The sequence below is a fragment of the Desulfobaculum sp. genome, assembly GCF_054921475.1.
In genome coordinates, this window is the sequence record NZ_JBUDSW010000074.1 from 1 (window position 1) to 14,174 (window position 14,174).

Annotated in this window: 13 protein-coding genes; 3 read left to right on the plus strand and 10 right to left on the minus strand. The window is 61.2% G+C overall.

Annotated elements, in window-relative coordinates; genetic code table 11:
- Positions 1-417: rhodanese-like domain-containing protein (locus tag ACY69P_RS06740; protein WP_462326948.1), on the minus strand; the 417-nt coding region annotated here is incomplete at its 3' end.
- 129 nt (positions 418-546) lie between these two features.
- Here ACY69P_RS06740 and ACY69P_RS06745 point away from each other — a divergent pair.
- Positions 547-1,422, plus strand: coding sequence for a rhodanese-like domain-containing protein (locus tag ACY69P_RS06745; RefSeq protein ID WP_462326949.1), 876 nt, complete (start codon positions 547-549; stop codon positions 1,420-1,422).
- A gap of 83 nt (positions 1,423-1,505) precedes the next feature.
- Here ACY69P_RS06745 and ACY69P_RS06750 read toward each other — a convergent pair whose 3' ends face one another.
- A complete protein-coding gene (locus tag ACY69P_RS06750) occupies positions 1,506-2,294 on the minus strand; it encodes a TlyA family RNA methyltransferase (protein ID WP_462326950.1) in 789 nt (262 codons plus the stop codon).
- A 194-nt stretch (positions 2,295-2,488) separates the two neighbouring features.
- On the opposite strand from ACY69P_RS06750, the gene ACY69P_RS06755 reads away from it, so the two are divergent.
- Positions 2,489-5,386: a cache domain-containing protein gene (locus ACY69P_RS06755; protein ID WP_462326951.1), complete on the plus strand. Its 2,898-nt coding sequence runs from the start codon at positions 2,489-2,491 to the stop codon at positions 5,384-5,386.
- A 54-nt stretch (positions 5,387-5,440) separates the two neighbouring features.
- On the opposite strand, the gene thrC is transcribed toward ACY69P_RS06755, so the two are convergent.
- From thrC to alr, 8 genes are all read right to left on the minus strand, one after another.
- Entirely contained in the window at positions 5,441-6,892 is a 1,452-nt protein-coding gene (thrC, locus tag ACY69P_RS06760; RefSeq protein ID WP_462326952.1) for a threonine synthase, read from the minus strand.
- Positions 6,893-6,992: 100 nt separating this feature from the next.
- Positions 6,993-7,499 carry a DUF456 family protein gene (locus tag ACY69P_RS06765; RefSeq protein ID WP_404844665.1) on the minus strand — a complete coding sequence of 169 codons (507 nt, stop codon included), beginning with the start codon at positions 7,497-7,499 and terminating at the stop codon, positions 6,993-6,995.
- Between the two features lie 9 nt (positions 7,500-7,508).
- Positions 7,509-8,801 (minus strand): phenylacetate--CoA ligase family protein, encoded by a 1,293-nt coding sequence (locus ACY69P_RS06770; RefSeq protein ID WP_459899472.1) that lies wholly within the window; start codon positions 8,799-8,801, stop codon positions 7,509-7,511.
- Between the two features lie 43 nt (positions 8,802-8,844).
- Entirely contained in the window at positions 8,845-10,311 is a 1,467-nt protein-coding gene (gene dnaB / locus ACY69P_RS06775) for a replicative DNA helicase (protein WP_459899470.1), read from the minus strand.
- Positions 10,274-10,864: a 50S ribosomal protein L9 gene (gene rplI / locus ACY69P_RS06780; protein ID WP_404844662.1), complete on the minus strand. Its 591-nt coding sequence runs from the start codon at positions 10,862-10,864 to the stop codon at positions 10,274-10,276. The genes dnaB and rplI overlap by 38 nt, the downstream gene beginning before the upstream one ends.
- Before the next feature lie 12 nt (positions 10,865-10,876).
- Positions 10,877-11,137 carry a 30S ribosomal protein S18 gene (gene rpsR / locus ACY69P_RS06785; RefSeq protein ID WP_404844661.1) on the minus strand — a complete coding sequence of 87 codons (261 nt, stop codon included), beginning with the start codon at positions 11,135-11,137 and terminating at the stop codon, positions 10,877-10,879.
- Positions 11,137-11,448: a 30S ribosomal protein S6 gene (gene rpsF, locus ACY69P_RS06790; RefSeq protein WP_459899467.1), complete on the minus strand. Its 312-nt coding sequence runs from the start codon at positions 11,446-11,448 to the stop codon at positions 11,137-11,139. Before rpsF ends, rpsR begins: the two co-directional genes overlap by 1 nt.
- Before the next feature lie 86 nt (positions 11,449-11,534).
- Positions 11,535-12,656, minus strand: coding sequence for an alanine racemase (gene alr, locus ACY69P_RS06795; RefSeq protein ID WP_462326953.1), 1,122 nt, complete (start codon positions 12,654-12,656; stop codon positions 11,535-11,537).
- A gap of 189 nt (positions 12,657-12,845) precedes the next feature.
- Here alr and ACY69P_RS06800 point away from each other — a divergent pair.
- Positions 12,846-14,174, plus strand: a 1,329-nt coding sequence (locus ACY69P_RS06800) for an LPS-assembly protein LptD (RefSeq protein ID WP_462326954.1), incomplete at its 3' end; no start/stop codon positions are given.

The following is a 14,174-nucleotide window of genomic DNA, read 5'->3' on the forward strand; positions in this document are numbered from 1 at the left end:
CTCGCCCAGCTCGTGGCTCATCATACAGCTGGCGGAACTGCAATAAATGACAAGGGTGGTGTCGTCCTCGGGCGCGCCAAGCACGGCCTCCACCTCGTCGGCAAACATGCCCGGGGCAATGTTCACCGCGCCGGGGATGTGCCCCGCCTCGTAGTCCTCAAGAAAACGGGCGTCCACAAACAGTGCGTCCTGCTCGGCATACAGCCGCAGGGCCATATCGGTCCCAATGGTGCCAAGCTCCTGCGGCTCCGGCAGTTGGTCCGCACTCTCCACGGCAACCTCCGGCCGCAGGGGCTGGCGCTCCCACGTCAGGCCCTTGGGGTGATGGTCGCTCAGGAGATGCGCGGCAACCACGGACAGCACAAGCAGCGCCACCATCTCATACACAAAGGTAATCTTCGGAGAAAACAGTCGCATTTCGCCTCAACTTGTCTGAACTCTTGCGGTTTTATCACGGAACCGGGAAATACTGCGTCACACACGCCCGATCATCAAGTCTTTTCTCCGGTTTTGCATGCGGGTGCGGTGCATGATAGCATATCCCCTATGTTTCTCATCAAACTCATAGGCGGAATACGCAAAATGCTCTCCCAGTACAAGGATATGTCCCCAGACAAAGCCCGCGCCTACATGGCGTCCAATGCCCAAGGGACCTACACCCTCCTCGACGTCCGTCAGGACTGGGAATATGAGGAGGAGCACCTGCCGGGGGCGCTGCATATCCCCCTGCCCCGCCTTGCCGAGGCCCTGCACACCATTCCGCATGATAAACCTGTCATTGCCTATTGCCACTCCGGCGGACGCAGTTCGGCGGCTGCCAGCATGCTGCGCGGTGACGGCTTTGGCGAGGTGTACAACCTTGTCGGCGGCATCGCGGCGTGGACCGGCGAGGGCGCGGTAGGCCCAGCCAGCGCAGGATTTATCTTCTTTAGCGGCGAGGAAACCCTGTCGGAAATCATCGCCCTAGCCTGCCGCATGGAGGAGAACCTTGGCGAGTTCTACCAGCGCATGGCCGAGGACAAACGCGCCGAGGCGCCAGAAGTCGCAGACACCCTTGAGCGTCTCGCGGGCTTCGAGGCCAAGCATAAAACGTGGCTGCTTACCGTCTACCGCCAGCATACCGGCGAGGAATTGGACCAAAGCCAGCTCACGGCGTCCGCCCAGCCGCAGGACGCACCGCCCCTTGAAGGCGGCCTGACCGCCGAGGAATTCATTGAGCGCAACATGCCTGCGCTCACCTCGCCAAAAGGCGTTGTCGAAGCAGGTATGATGTTTGAGGCGCAGGCGCTGGACCTCTACATGCGCTACGCCCGAGAGGCCGGGGTGCAGGAATCGCGCGAGTTGCTCCTCACCCTTGCGGATGAGGAAAAGCGCCACCTCAAGGCCCTTGGCACACTCATGGACCGCATGCAGCCCGCCTAACGGCCACCCCATTGCAGACACAAAACGGCCCCGCAGGACAAACCTGCGGGGCCGTTTGACGGTGCGGCCTTGGCGCGCTGCCGTTACGCGTCCGTCTTTTCAGGCGCGGCTTCGGCGGCGTCCACAGGGCGGCGCATATAGATGATATATTCCTGATTGCCCTTGGGGCCTTTGATGCGTGAGGGGATAACGCCGACGAACTCCAGCCCCATATCCGCCACCAGCGCATGGACAACCTTGTCCACGGCCTGCTGGCGCAGGCGCTCGTCCTTGACCACGCCCTTAATGGTCTGCGACGCGCCAACCTCAAACTGCGGTTTGACGAGGGCGGCAATCTCGCCGCCGGGTTTCAAAAACCGCACACTCGGGCCCATGACCTTGACCAGCGAGATGAACGACACATCCGCCACAATCATGTCCACAGGCTCGGGGATAAGGTCATCGGGGGCGAGGCGCATATTGGTGCGCTCCAGGTTCACCACACGCTCATCAGTGCGGAGCTTGGCATCCAGCTGACCGTACCCCACGTCCACGGCGTAGACGCGCGCCGCACCGTGCTGGAGCAGGCAGTCCGTAAACCCGCCCGTGGACGCGCCAACGTCCAGCGCAACCTTGCCCTCGCAGGACAGGCCAAAGTGCTCAATAGCGGTGAGCAGCTTATGCGCCCCGCGCGAGACAAAACGGTCCGCGCCCTTCACGGACAGTTCGGCGTCCTCGGCCAACTGCTGGCCGGGTTTGGACACAGGCTCCCTGCGGCCGTCCAGTTCAATGAAAACCTGACGCGCCATGATGAACCGCTTCGCTTTCTCGCGGCTATCGGCCAATCCCTGCTGGAACACGAGCTGGTCGGCCCGTACTTTTTTCTTTGCCATACATTCTTCGCACGTTGATGTTAATCGGTCCGCGCTCTCATTGCACAGACGGCGCCGGAGGGCAAGTGCGCGGCAGTATTCCACGCTTTGCAGCGTCTATTTGCCATAGCCGCTTCCGTGCTTTATCACTATGACATGAGGTAGGCGATTTGCATACGCCGTCCTGCGGCTCACCCTCCAGCCCAAGTGAAACTATGGCGGCACCACATTCTGCCACTGTCCGGAGCCTGACCCGAACCATCAAGCAGCGCATGTTGCTTCTTGCCGTTGCGGCCATGGCCCTCACCGGCGGACTGTGGATATACAGTGAATACGCCATGTTTCAGGCCACCTCGCAGGAGCTGAAACAACAGCATATTCTCGAAAGCCGCCTTGTCCTACGCGAAGAAGTCACGCAGGTGCTCGACTATATCTCCTACCAAAAAAGCACCACGGACACCCGCCTGCGTCGCGCCATCCGCGACCGCGTTGAAGAAGCCCACGCCATTGCCAGCCACCTGTACAGACTCAATATCGGCCCCCTTGGCCCAAAGCGCACCGGCGCCCTCATCCGCGAGGCCCTGCGCCCCATCCGCTTCAACTCGGGCCGGGGGTATTACTTTGCCACGGATATACACGGCGTGGAGCAACTCATGCCCGTGCGCCCCGAGATGGAGCAGACAAACATTCTGGGCCTGCGCGACCCCAGTGGCCGCAGTGTGGTGAAGGACCTCATCGATATTGCCGCCACCAAGGGCCAAGGATTCTACAGCTACCTGTGGCCAAAGCCCGGAAAGCCAGCCCGTCCGGAACCCAAAATTGCGTACGTGAAGCTGTTCCAGCCCCTTGGTTGGATTCTCGGCACCGGCGAATACCTGGAAAACGTAGAGCAAGTCATTAAGGCCGAGACGCTGGACCGCATAGAGCGCATCCGCTTTGACGAAACGGGCTACGTCTTCGCGCTGGATATGCACGGCATCATGCTGGCCAACGGCGCGGAGCCAAACCTTGCCGGAAAGTCCATGAACGCCACCACCGATGAAGACGGCCGCCCCCTCATCCCACAGGTCATCCGCGCCGCAACATCTCCGGGCGGCGGTTTTTTGCGGTACGTGTGGGAGAAGCCCGCAGGTCCGGGACGCTACCCAAAGCTGACGTATTTTCTGCACGTTCCACAGTGGAACTGGATTCTTGGCGCCGGGGTGTACCTCGACGACCTCGACAGCGCCATGGTCGCCATGGAAGCCGACCTGCGCGCCGACATCCGCGACCGCGTTTTGACCATTGGGGCCATCATGGCCGTGCTGCTCATCAGCATCACCATCATCGTCCGGGTGTTGACGGCCCGGCTCAACAGCAGCTTTGCCGCGCTGACCAACTTCTTTCGCGAGGCCGCATCAGGAGCCGCCTACATCGACCCGGAGGCCATGGTCTTTAACGAATTCCGCCAGCTGGCCGCCCCCGCCAACGAGATGGTCCGCGAACGTTCCGCCGCTCTTGCGGAACTCGCTAAAGCCCACAGCGAGCTGGAAGAACGCGTCCGCACCAAAACCGCCAAACTCCGCCAAATGAACAACGACCTCCTCCAGCGCGAGGAGCTGTTGCGCGTGACCTTCAACTCCACTGGCGACGGGCTGCTGGTGACGGATACGGCGGACTACATCATCAAGACCAATCCCCGCTTTCATGAACTGTGGGGCATCCCCCCAAGCGACGCCCCCTCTGGCTTCAGTGTCCGGCGGGTACGCGAGCGCATTGCCGAACAATTGACGGTGCCCCCGCAGTGGCCCCGCCCTACCGTTGCCACGGTGGACGCCGCCCTCTTTGACGAGCTTATCTGCACGGATGGGCGCATCATAGAGCGCGCCACCTACCCCCTCGTCAATGCAGACGCCACGCTGGGCACCATTTACAACTTCCGTGACATCACGGAAAAAAGGCGGGCCGAGGGCGAACTCAGCCGCCTGCGCCTGCTGCTGGGCAACATTGTGGACTCCATGCCCTCGGTGCTGGTGGCCGTGGACGAGTTTGAACGCATCATCCAGTGGAACCGCGCCGCACAGGACTATACGGGCATCGACATGCAGGGGGCACTCGGCGAAAAGCTGGACGATATCCTCCCGGCCATGGCGGGGCATATGCCCATGGTGCGCCACGCCATCCATCAAAAGGAACCACAGCACACCCCGCGCCTCGTCCATGTTGCGGACGGCGAACAGCGGTTTTACGACATCACGGCCTATCCACTGGGCACGGAGACGACCTCCGGCGCTGTCATCCGCATTGATGACGTCACCGAACGCGTGCGCATTGAGGATATGATCCTCGAATCCGAAAAAATGGTCTCCCTTGGCGGGCTGGCCGCAGGCATGGCGCACGAAATCAACAACCCTCTCGGCGCCATTCTGCAATCCAACCAAAATATCATCCGCCGCCTCTCCCCCAATCTGCCCGCCAACGCCAAGGCCGCCCGCGCCACCGGCGTGGACCTTGAGGCAGTCAGCGAATACCTCCACATGCGGCGCATCCCTACCTATCTGGAGGGCATTGCCGAGGCCGGCAACCGCGCGGCCACCATCGTGCGCAACATGCTCGATTTCAGCCGCCGCAACGACACCAACAAGCGCCCCTACCACCTCAGCTCCATCCTTGATGATGCCGTGGAGCTTGCGTCCAAGGACTACCAGCCCGACAAGCAATACGACTTCCGCAACATCACCATCCAGCGCGACTACGACGCGGACGTCCCCCTTGTGCACGTCAGCCGGACGGAAATTGAACAGGTGTTCCTCAACCTGCTCAAAAACGCCGGGCAGGCGCTGGCGACAAAGTCATTCGAAAACGATACGCCGCGCATTACGCTTCGTATTTCGCACGACACCGAACGCGTGCGCGTGGAGGTGGAGGACAACGGCCCCGGCATGGATGCGGCCCTCAAACGCCGCGTGTTCGAGCCCTTCTACACCACCAAGGAGGCCGGCGCGGGGACCGGCCTTGGGCTGTCCGTGTCGTACTTCATCATTACCCGCAACCACGGCGGGGAATTCCGGGTGGACTCCCAGTCCGGCGAGTGGACCCGCTTCACCATCACCCTGCCTGTAGGCGGCGAATAAAAAAGGGGACGCCCTCTCAGGCGTCCCCGTCATGTCGTCTCTCTGTATCCCGCTCTAGCGCGACTTCAGGCCAAGGCGGTCCACGATGCTCGTGGCGCAGGCCTTGGTGTATTCGGCCTCGCTGAGGCGCTCCTTCTCCCCGGCGTCAATGACGCGCAGAGGGGTGTTGGTGCGCTCCGGGTCCGGCGTAATGCCGTACTCGGGCGGGAAGGCATTCTGGAAGTACATATCCTGAAAGCCAATGAACTTCAGCATATGGGCGGTGGCGTCCAGCACGGCGGTCTCGTCCTTGTGGATAAGGCCGGCCTCGCGCGCCTTCATAAGCCCGGCGAGGCATTCACCGCCCTGCGTGCAGGAGATATGTCCGTGGCGGTTGGCCAGAAGCATGCCCTCGATGATTTCCTGCTCCGTCACCTGCACCACCTGGAAGCTGCCCGCTCCGGCCACGGCCTCAAAGCGTTCAGCAAAGTAGCGCACGCGGGGGAAGGACACAGGATTGCCAATCATCGCGGCCTGCGCCACGCTGGGTTCCACCTGCATGGGCTGCCACTGGCGCTCTTCCGGCGCGGCGGCGTAGTACTTGAACACCGGGTCCGCGTGGTGGGACTGCACGCCAAACACACGCGGCAGCGCGTCAATCACGCCAAGCTCATGCAGCTTGAGGAAGCCGCTCATGATGGCGGTAATATTGCCCGCATTGCCAATGGGCACAAACACGGCCTTTCCGGCGAGGTCCCAGTCGTACCACTGGGCGACCTCAAAGGCGAAGGACTCCTGCCCGAGGATGCGCCATGCATTCTTGGAATTCAGGAGCGCCACCTGATAGTTGTCCGCAAGGTGCTCAACAACCTTCATGCAGTCGTCAAACACGCCGGGCACTTCCAGCACCACAGCGCCACTGCCCAGCGGCTGGGCCAGCTGCTGCGGGGTGACCTTGCCCTCGGGCAGCAGTACGGCGGACTTGATGGCGCTGTCCGCGTAGGAGGCATACAGCGCCGCAGCGGCGGAGGTATCGCCCGTGGAGGCGCACACCGCCAGCACTTCCTCAAGGCCCTGCGTGCGGATGAGGTGGTTCAGGAAGCTGAACGCACAAGCCATGCCCCGGTCCTTAAAGGACGCGCTGGGGTTCTGGCCGTCGTTCTTAAAGGCCATCTTCTGCCCGCCCAGCTGGTCGCTCAGGCGGCGGCTGGAGTGAATAATGGGAGTGTTGCCTTCGCCAAGGTAGACAATGTCCCGCTCATCCATCACCGGAGCCATCAGCTCATAGAAACGGAAGATGCCGCGCAGGGCGTCGGTCTTGGAGGCGGCGCGGTCATCAAAGATGCTCCGCCACGTCTCGCCGGACGTCTGCTTGAGGGCGTCAAAGCCAGTGTCGCGCAGCAGGAACACGCCGCCACAGTCCGGGCAGGTGTAGTGCAACTGTTCGGTGCCATAGGTGGCGCCGCAGCCAAGGCAGTAATATTCCATGCGTCCCCGGTACTCCGGAAACGCGTTCCTCTCAGACATTGTCCTTTGTCCTTCTCGTTTCACACAGGCTAGAGGTTGGGCGCGGCGGGCGCGGGGGTCGTCGCCCCGTGCGCCCCACCACACCGCAAGAAATGCCAGTTTACGCGGGCCAGACCGACCCGGCGGCGTACCACGCCATAACCACACCAATGCCGACCTTGCTCACAAGGCCAAGGAAGGTGCCATACATGGCGCCAACGGCGGCGCGGCGCGCGCCCTCAAAGTCGCGGCCGGACAGCCGCTCCGCGGCAAGGCATCCGCCAAACGCGCCAATAAGCGCGCCGGGCAGCGCCCCAACGCCCAGCAGGAACCCAGCGCCGAATATCGCGCCGACAATGGCCCCGATAACGCCGCCCCAGTTTCCGCGTGTGGACGCGCCGTAGCGGGAGGCCCCTTTCATCCGGATGACGAATTCCAGCGCCTCGCCAAGGGCCGCAAGGGCGGCAAGGCCGCCAAAGCCCAGCCACGAAAGCGCCATATCAGGATGCGTCACCTTCCACAGCCCCACAAGGATCAACACAATCCAGTTTGCAGGCAGCGAGAAGATGTGCAGCAGCAGAACGCCAAACATGATGACGATGAAGCCAACCGCAAGGAACTCAGCCATACAGTCTCCCTAGTACACGCTGCGCAGGTCCTGAACCCGCTTGGCCTTGCCTTCGCTCTTGGGCAGGCTGTTGGCCTCCACGAGTTCCACCTTGGGCGTGATGAGTATCTCGTTTCGCAGCGACGTCTGAATGCGCTTTTGCAGGGCATTCAGCGCGCGCATGTCTTCAATGAAAAATTCGCCCTTCACTTCCACCCGCACGCGCATGTAGTCGATGTGCCCGTCGTTATCCAGCTCAATGAGGTAGTTCTGGCCCACCTCGGGCATGGCCATGAGCACCTGCTCAATCTGCATGGGGTAGATGTTGACGCCCTTAAGGATCATCATATCGTCCGCGCGGCCCTTGATGCGGTCGAGGCGGCGGTGCTGGCGGCCGCAGGCGCAGGTGCCGGGAATAAAGCGGCACAGGTCGCGCGTGCGGTAGCGGATGATGGGCATGCCCTCGCGCTGCAGCGTGGTCATGACAATCTCGCCCACTTCGCCTTCCTTCACGGGTTCAAGGGTCTCGGGGTTGATGATTTCCACGATGTAGGCGTCTTCCCACACGTGCATGCCGTCCTGATGCTCGCACTCGAAGGCAACGCCCGGACCGTTCATCTCGGACAGCCCGTAGGAGTTGTAGGCCTTGATGCCGAGGGCATCCTCAATCTTGCGGCGGGTTTCCTCGGTGTGCGGCTCCGCGCCGATGAGCGCGACGCGCACGTTGAGGTCCTTTTTCGGGTCAATGCCGCGCTTTTCGAGGGCTTCGGCAAAGTACAGCGCGTAGGACGGAATGATGTGGATGGCGCTGGTCCTGAAGTCCTGCATCAGCTTAATCTGGCGCGAGGTGTTGCCAGCCCCGGAGGGGATGGTCAGGCAGCCCAGCCGCTCGGCGCCGTAGTGGACGCCAAGCCCGCCGGTGAACAGCCCGTAGCCGCTCATATTCTGAAAGGTATCGCCGGGCCGGATGCCAATCATGTGCATGCACCGCGCCATGAGGTCGGCCCAGGAATTCAGGTCGTTTTGCGTGTAATAGACCGCAGTGGGATTGCCGGTGGTGCCGCTGGACACGTGCAGGCGCACAAAGTCCTCGTGCGGCACGGTCAGCAGTCCGTCGGGATAGCTGCCGCGCAGGTCGTCCTTGGTGGTAAACGGCAGACGACGCACGTCGTCGATGGAGCGGATGTCCGAAGCGGAAACGCCACTCAGCCTGTCCCTATACAGGCGCGAGTTGCGTGCACGCTCAATGGTGCTTTGCAGTCGGACGAGTTGAACCTTTTCGATGTCCTCACGGGAGTAGGTCTCGGCTTTGTCGAAGTACACAGTCGGCTCCAGATGCGGTTGAGTGTGACCTGCGCGGGGTATGTCAAGAGTTCGTGTAGTCAGCAGCTTCCGCGGGGACGGCGAGGTTCTCGAAGGCCGTGTGTTCCTTCATAAAGGCAAGGTCCACCGTGCCGGTGGGACCGTTACGGTGCTTGCCGATGATGATTTCGGCCACACCCTTTTTGGGATTGTCGTCGCTGGTGTTGTAGACCTCGTCCCTGTAGAGGAAGACGATCATGTCGGCGTCCTGCTCAATGGCGCCGGACTCACGAAGGTCAGAGAGCTTGGGACGTTTGTCCGTGCGCTCTTCCACCTTACGGTTCAACTGCGACAGCGCGATCACGGGCACCTGAATTTCCTTCGCCAGTGCCTTGAGCGTCCGTGAGATTTCGGAGATTTCCTGTTCACGCGAATCGATGGTGCGACCTGCTCGCATAAGCTGCAGGTAGTCGACGATAACCAGTCCCAGTCCCTTTTCCGCCTTGAGTCGGCGGCAACGAGCGCGAAGCTCCAGCGTGCTGATTGCCGGTGTGTCGTCAATGTAAATGGGACAGGCTGACATATCTTCGGCGGCGTCGTACAGGCGCGCCCAAGCCTCGTCGTCGATGAAGCCCCTTCGCATGTCTGCAAGGTTTACTCTTGCCTTGGTACAGAGCATACGCATCATCAACTGATCCATGCCCATTTCCAACGAAAACACAGCGGTGGGCGTTCCGTAATCGGAAGCCGCCCTCAGCCCAAGGTTCAGGGCGAAGGAGGTCTTACCCATTGCGGGACGTCCGGCAATGATAATGAGGTCAGTAGGTTGCAGGCCCGCTGTCAGCTCGTCAAACTTGTAGTACCCGGTGGGTACGCCGGTGACGAGTTCCTTGCGGCTGTAGAGTTCCTGCAGTTTTTCAAAAACCTGGTTCACCAGCTCCTTGGACGCAACAAAGGATTTATTCGAGCGCTGCTCAGAGATGGCAAAGATGGACTGCTCGGACTCGTCCAAGAGCGCGTCCACATCACTGCCGCTGTCGAAACAGTTGCCAATGATGTCCGATGCCACGCCGATAAGCTGGCGCTGAACCGACCTGTTGCGAACAATCTTCGCATGGTAGAGGGCGTTGGAGGTGCTGACCGTGGAGTCCGCCAGTTCCGCCAAATAGACGGGACCGCCCACTTCGTCCAGCTTGCCGAGCATCCGAAGTTCTTCGGCGACGGTCAAGAGGTCCATGGGAATGGACTTACGGAAGCATTCCTGAAATGCCCGGAATATGATGCGGTGGGCCGGTGAATAGAAGTCGTCCTCGGACAGGACGTCCACCAGATCATGAAATACGTTGGACTTTAAAAAAACACCCCCCAAAACCGCCTGTTCGGCTTCGAGGTTATGGGGGGGGACTTTCCGCAGCATGTCGCCAGACGCCCTGGAAAGGGTATCTGCAACAGCGGAACCCCCGGTCCCCTGAGGGGACCGGGAGATATCGTTGCTAGGCCTGTTCGGATTCTTCGGCCTGTCCTGCGTCATTTACAGCTTCTTCTTCCGCTACCTCGGCCGGAGCCTCGGCGGGTGCTTCAGGTTGTTCTTCCAGGGCAGCCTCTGCCTCTTCGGCAGTGATGGGCTGGCCTTCGACCCAGTCGTGACGGACAACACACACGCTCAGTTCGCACTGCACGTCGGGGTGCAGCTTGACGGGCACGCCGTAGCGGCCCAGGGAGCGGATGGGGTCGCCAAGAATAATCTTTTTCCTGTCGACTTCCAAGCCCTGATCGGCAAGAGCCTGCGCAATGTTGGCATTGGTGACGGAGCCGTACAGCTTGTCGCCGTCGCCCACACGCATGCGGAGCACGATGGTGGCGTCCTCCAGCTTCTTGCCCATTTCTTCGGCGTCGAAGCGGATCTTGTCCATCTGTTCCTGGAGCTTCTTGCGCTCCAGTTCAAAGACTTTCATGTTGGCTTCAGTAGCCACCATGGCAAAGCCCTGAGGCAGAAGGAAGTTGCGGCCATAGCCGGGCTTTACGTCAACGACGTCGCCCAGGCGGCCCAAATTGTCGATATCTGCACGAAGAATCAGTTTCATGACAAGCCTCCCCTAGAGCGTCCTTTTCTTGACTGCACTGCTGTGCACGGCAGTGTAGTACAGAAGAGCCATCTGCCTTGCGCGCTTGATCGCAACGGTCAGGCGACGCTGGTGCTTGGCACAAGTGCCAGTGATGCGGCGAGGAATGATCTTGCCGCGCTCGGTCACGAAATCACGAAGGATATCGGGGCGCTTGTAATCGATGGGGAGTTCCTTGTCTGCGCAGAAACGGCAGAACTTCTTCCGCGGAGTGAATCTCTTTTTGAAAGCCATTATGCGTTCTCCTCAGCTTCAACCTTGTCGGCCAGACGAACGGTGACAAACTTGTAGATACCGTCGGTGATACGGACGATGCGTTCCAGCTCGGCAACGAGCTGGCCGGGAGCGGTGTACTCCAGGCGCACGTAGTAGCCGCGGGTCTTCTTGTTCACGGCATAGGCGAGGTCGCGCATGCCCCATTCGTCGACAGTGAGCATCTTGCCGCCTTCGCGGTCGACAACAGCGCCCAGGGTGTCGAGAACCGTCTGACGTTCCTCGGCTGACAGCTCAGGAGAGAGCAGCAGCAAAGTCTCGAACTTTCTCATGAATTACTCCTCATGGTCTATTGGCCCTTACCGCCATCGGCAAGAGCAAGGGAAAACGCAGTCAATAAGCCAACCACCACGCTCTGTCAAGCGTAGCGGCGCGGGTTCTGACCCAGAAGGCAGAGTATCTCATAACTGATGGTTCCGCACCAGTCGGCGAACTCCTCGGCGCGCACGGCGCACTCGTCCGGGCCGCCCAGCAGCCAGACGTCGTCGCCGCGTGTGGCGTCCGGGATGTCCGTCACGTCCACGGCGGTCATCTGCATGCACACCCGCCCAAGAATTTGCGCCCGCTGTCCGCGCACACACACCGCGCCAACGCCCGACATGGCGCGCATGTAATTATCCGCATACCCTGCGGCGATAACGGCAATGCGCATGTCGCGCTGGGCAGTAAAGGTGCGGCCATAGCTCACCGTCTCTCCGGCGCGGAGCTCATGCGTCTGATAGATGCGCGAGCGCACATCCATGGCCGGGACCAAGTCGCTGCCAAGCCCGGCCTGCTCCGTCCCCCAGAAGGGGTTGCACCCGTACAGCGCCAGCCCGGGGCGCTGGGCGTCGTGGTGCATCTCCGGGTAGGCAAGCAGCGCGGCGGAGTTGGCAAGGTTGGCCTCAAACTCATGCCCGCGCGAGCGCAGCACCTGCACGGCGTCGCAAAACCGCGCGTTCTGCGCCTCTACCGCGGCCCTGTCCTGCGGCATATCCGCCGAGGCAAGGTGCGAACTCACGCCCGCCACCGTCACATGAGGCAGCCCGTCCAAGAGGTCCGCCACGGCCTGCGCGTCCTCGGCCCGAAAGCCAAGACGCCCCATGCCGGTATCTATCTTTATTGATATGGGCAGGACCACGTTCAGGCTTGCGGCCTCCGCATCCAGCCGCTTCAACTGCTCGGCGTCGGCGATAAACGGGACAATGCGGTGGCGGATGGCGGCGGCGAAGTCCTCATCCAGCTGGGGACCAAGCAGGGACACAACGCGCCCCTCATAGCCAAGCGCCCGGATGCTGACGGATTCCTCAACGGTCCCGGCGCACAGCGTATGCGCGCCTGCGGCGGCAAGCGCCCGCGCCACTTCCCGCAGGCCGTGGCCGTAGGCGTCAGCCTTCACCACAGCGTAGGCGTGGCCGCCCCGCGCTTCCAGCTTGCGCCAATTTTCAACGATTCTGCCTGGGTGAACGAGTGTTTCGAGATGATTGTAGGCGATAGGCATGTAGTCCTCGTCAAGTTGCGTGGGGCGGGTGGTTGCACCTTTGTGTCGGGTGCATGTATAAGAAATTTCCATCCTTATGCCTACTGTTCATTTCACCGGACCTATGGTACGTGCCCGGATGTCGCTAGGTGACGGCCGCTGTGCCTCTTTTCGCTTGTACCCTATAACGCACGGACGATCATGACTTCAATGATCCGCACTCGGCTCCCCAAAAAGGCCGTATTAACACTACTTTTGCTGACCTGTGTCGTGATGGCGCCCCTTGGCGTCGCCACTGCCGCGCCAGCAGGTGCAGACATGCCCACCCGGCATGAGGACCAGTCCGCCTCGCATGAGGCCTCCGCATGGCAGCTCAGCGCCGACCACCTCGCCGCCCAGCATGACCCCGAAATCATCGAGGCCAAAGGCAACGTCCGCCTCACCCAGGGCGATCGCTACCTGACTGCGGACTTTGCCCGGTATTACAAAAAAACCGGCTGGGTCTACCTGAAGGGCAACGTGGAAGCCGTCTGGACCGCGGACCGCATGACCGCGGACGAAGCCGAGTTCGACCTCAACACCCAAGTTGGCTGGCTGAAAAACGGATTCGTCTACGTGGACGACGCCCACCTCTACTTCTCCGGCGCCCGCATCGAAAAGCACGAGGGCGACACCTACAGCTTCCGCTCCGCTACGGTCACGGCCTGTGATAACCCGGACGATGCATGGTCCATCGACATGGACGAGGGTGAAGTCACCATTGAGGGCTACGCATGGCTCAAGAACTCCACCTTCAAGGTGGGGAACACGTCCATGATGTACTCGCCCTACCTCATCCTGCCCGCCAAGACCAAACGCCAAAGCGGCCTGCTGCTGCCGGAATTCGGTGCCAGTTCGCGTAATGGCGTGTTCTACAATCAGCCCATTTACTGGGCCATTGACGACGAGCAGGACGCCACGTTCTACGAGAATTTCATGGCCAAACGCGGCCTGCAGCAGGGCATTGAGTACCGCAACACCCCGGACGCCGACACCAAGGGCGTCTGGCAGGCGGACTGGCTGCACGACAGCATCCGCGCCAACTCCGAGTCCGACGAGGATTCGCAGTTTGACGACGACGGCCTCATCCGCCCCAACCGCAACCGCTTCTGGGTGCGCAGTAAATTCGATGGCCACCTGCCGAACCCCGACTGGAAGGTGAAGCTGGACATCGACTACGCCTCGGACCAGAACTACCTGCGCGAATTTAAGGCCGGAAAAACCGGCTTCGACCGCACCAAGAGCGTCTTCCTTGACGAATTTGGCCGCGACATCGCCGACGCCGACGCCGAAGAACGCACCTCCACCCTGCTCGTCTCCCGCTCGTGGGACCGCGTGGGCGTGGCGGGCCGTCTGGAATACACCCAGAACTTCGCCTACATGAACGACAACCACGACCCAGACGACAACCCCACCCTCCAGCGCATGCCGGAACTCTTTGGCTTTGTCTGGAAGGATCAGTTGCTCGAAGGGCTGCCCCTTGAGTTCATGATGGATTCG

Bases quoted from the DNA above. Each gene is read 5' to 3' on its own strand.
- ACY69P_RS06745 (WP_462326949.1), top strand. From the start codon at position 547: ATGTTTCTCATCAAACTCATAGGCGGAATACGCAAAATGCTCTCCCAG.
- ACY69P_RS06750 (WP_462326950.1), bottom strand. From the start codon at position 2,294: ATGGCAAAGAAAAAAGTACGGGCCGACCAGCTCGTGTTCCAGCAGGGA.
- ACY69P_RS06755 (WP_462326951.1), top strand. From the start codon at position 2,489: ATGGCGGCACCACATTCTGCCACTGTCCGGAGCCTGACCCGAACCATC.
- thrC (WP_462326952.1), bottom strand. From the start codon at position 6,892: ATGTCTGAGAGGAACGCGTTTCCGGAGTACCGGGGACGCATGGAATAT.
- ACY69P_RS06765 (WP_404844665.1), bottom strand. From the start codon at position 7,499: ATGGCTGAGTTCCTTGCGGTTGGCTTCATCGTCATCATGTTTGGCGTT.
- dnaB (WP_459899470.1), bottom strand. From the start codon at position 10,311: ATGACGCAGGACAGGCCGAAGAATCCGAACAGGCCTAGCAACGATATC.
- rplI (WP_404844662.1), bottom strand. From the start codon at position 10,864: ATGAAACTGATTCTTCGTGCAGATATCGACAATTTGGGCCGCCTGGGC.
- rpsR (WP_404844661.1), bottom strand. From the start codon at position 11,137: ATGGCTTTCAAAAAGAGATTCACTCCGCGGAAGAAGTTCTGCCGTTTC.
- rpsF (WP_459899467.1), bottom strand. From the start codon at position 11,448: ATGAGAAAGTTCGAGACTTTGCTGCTGCTCTCTCCTGAGCTGTCAGCC.
- alr (WP_462326953.1), bottom strand. From the start codon at position 12,656: ATGCCTATCGCCTACAATCATCTCGAAACACTCGTTCACCCAGGCAGA.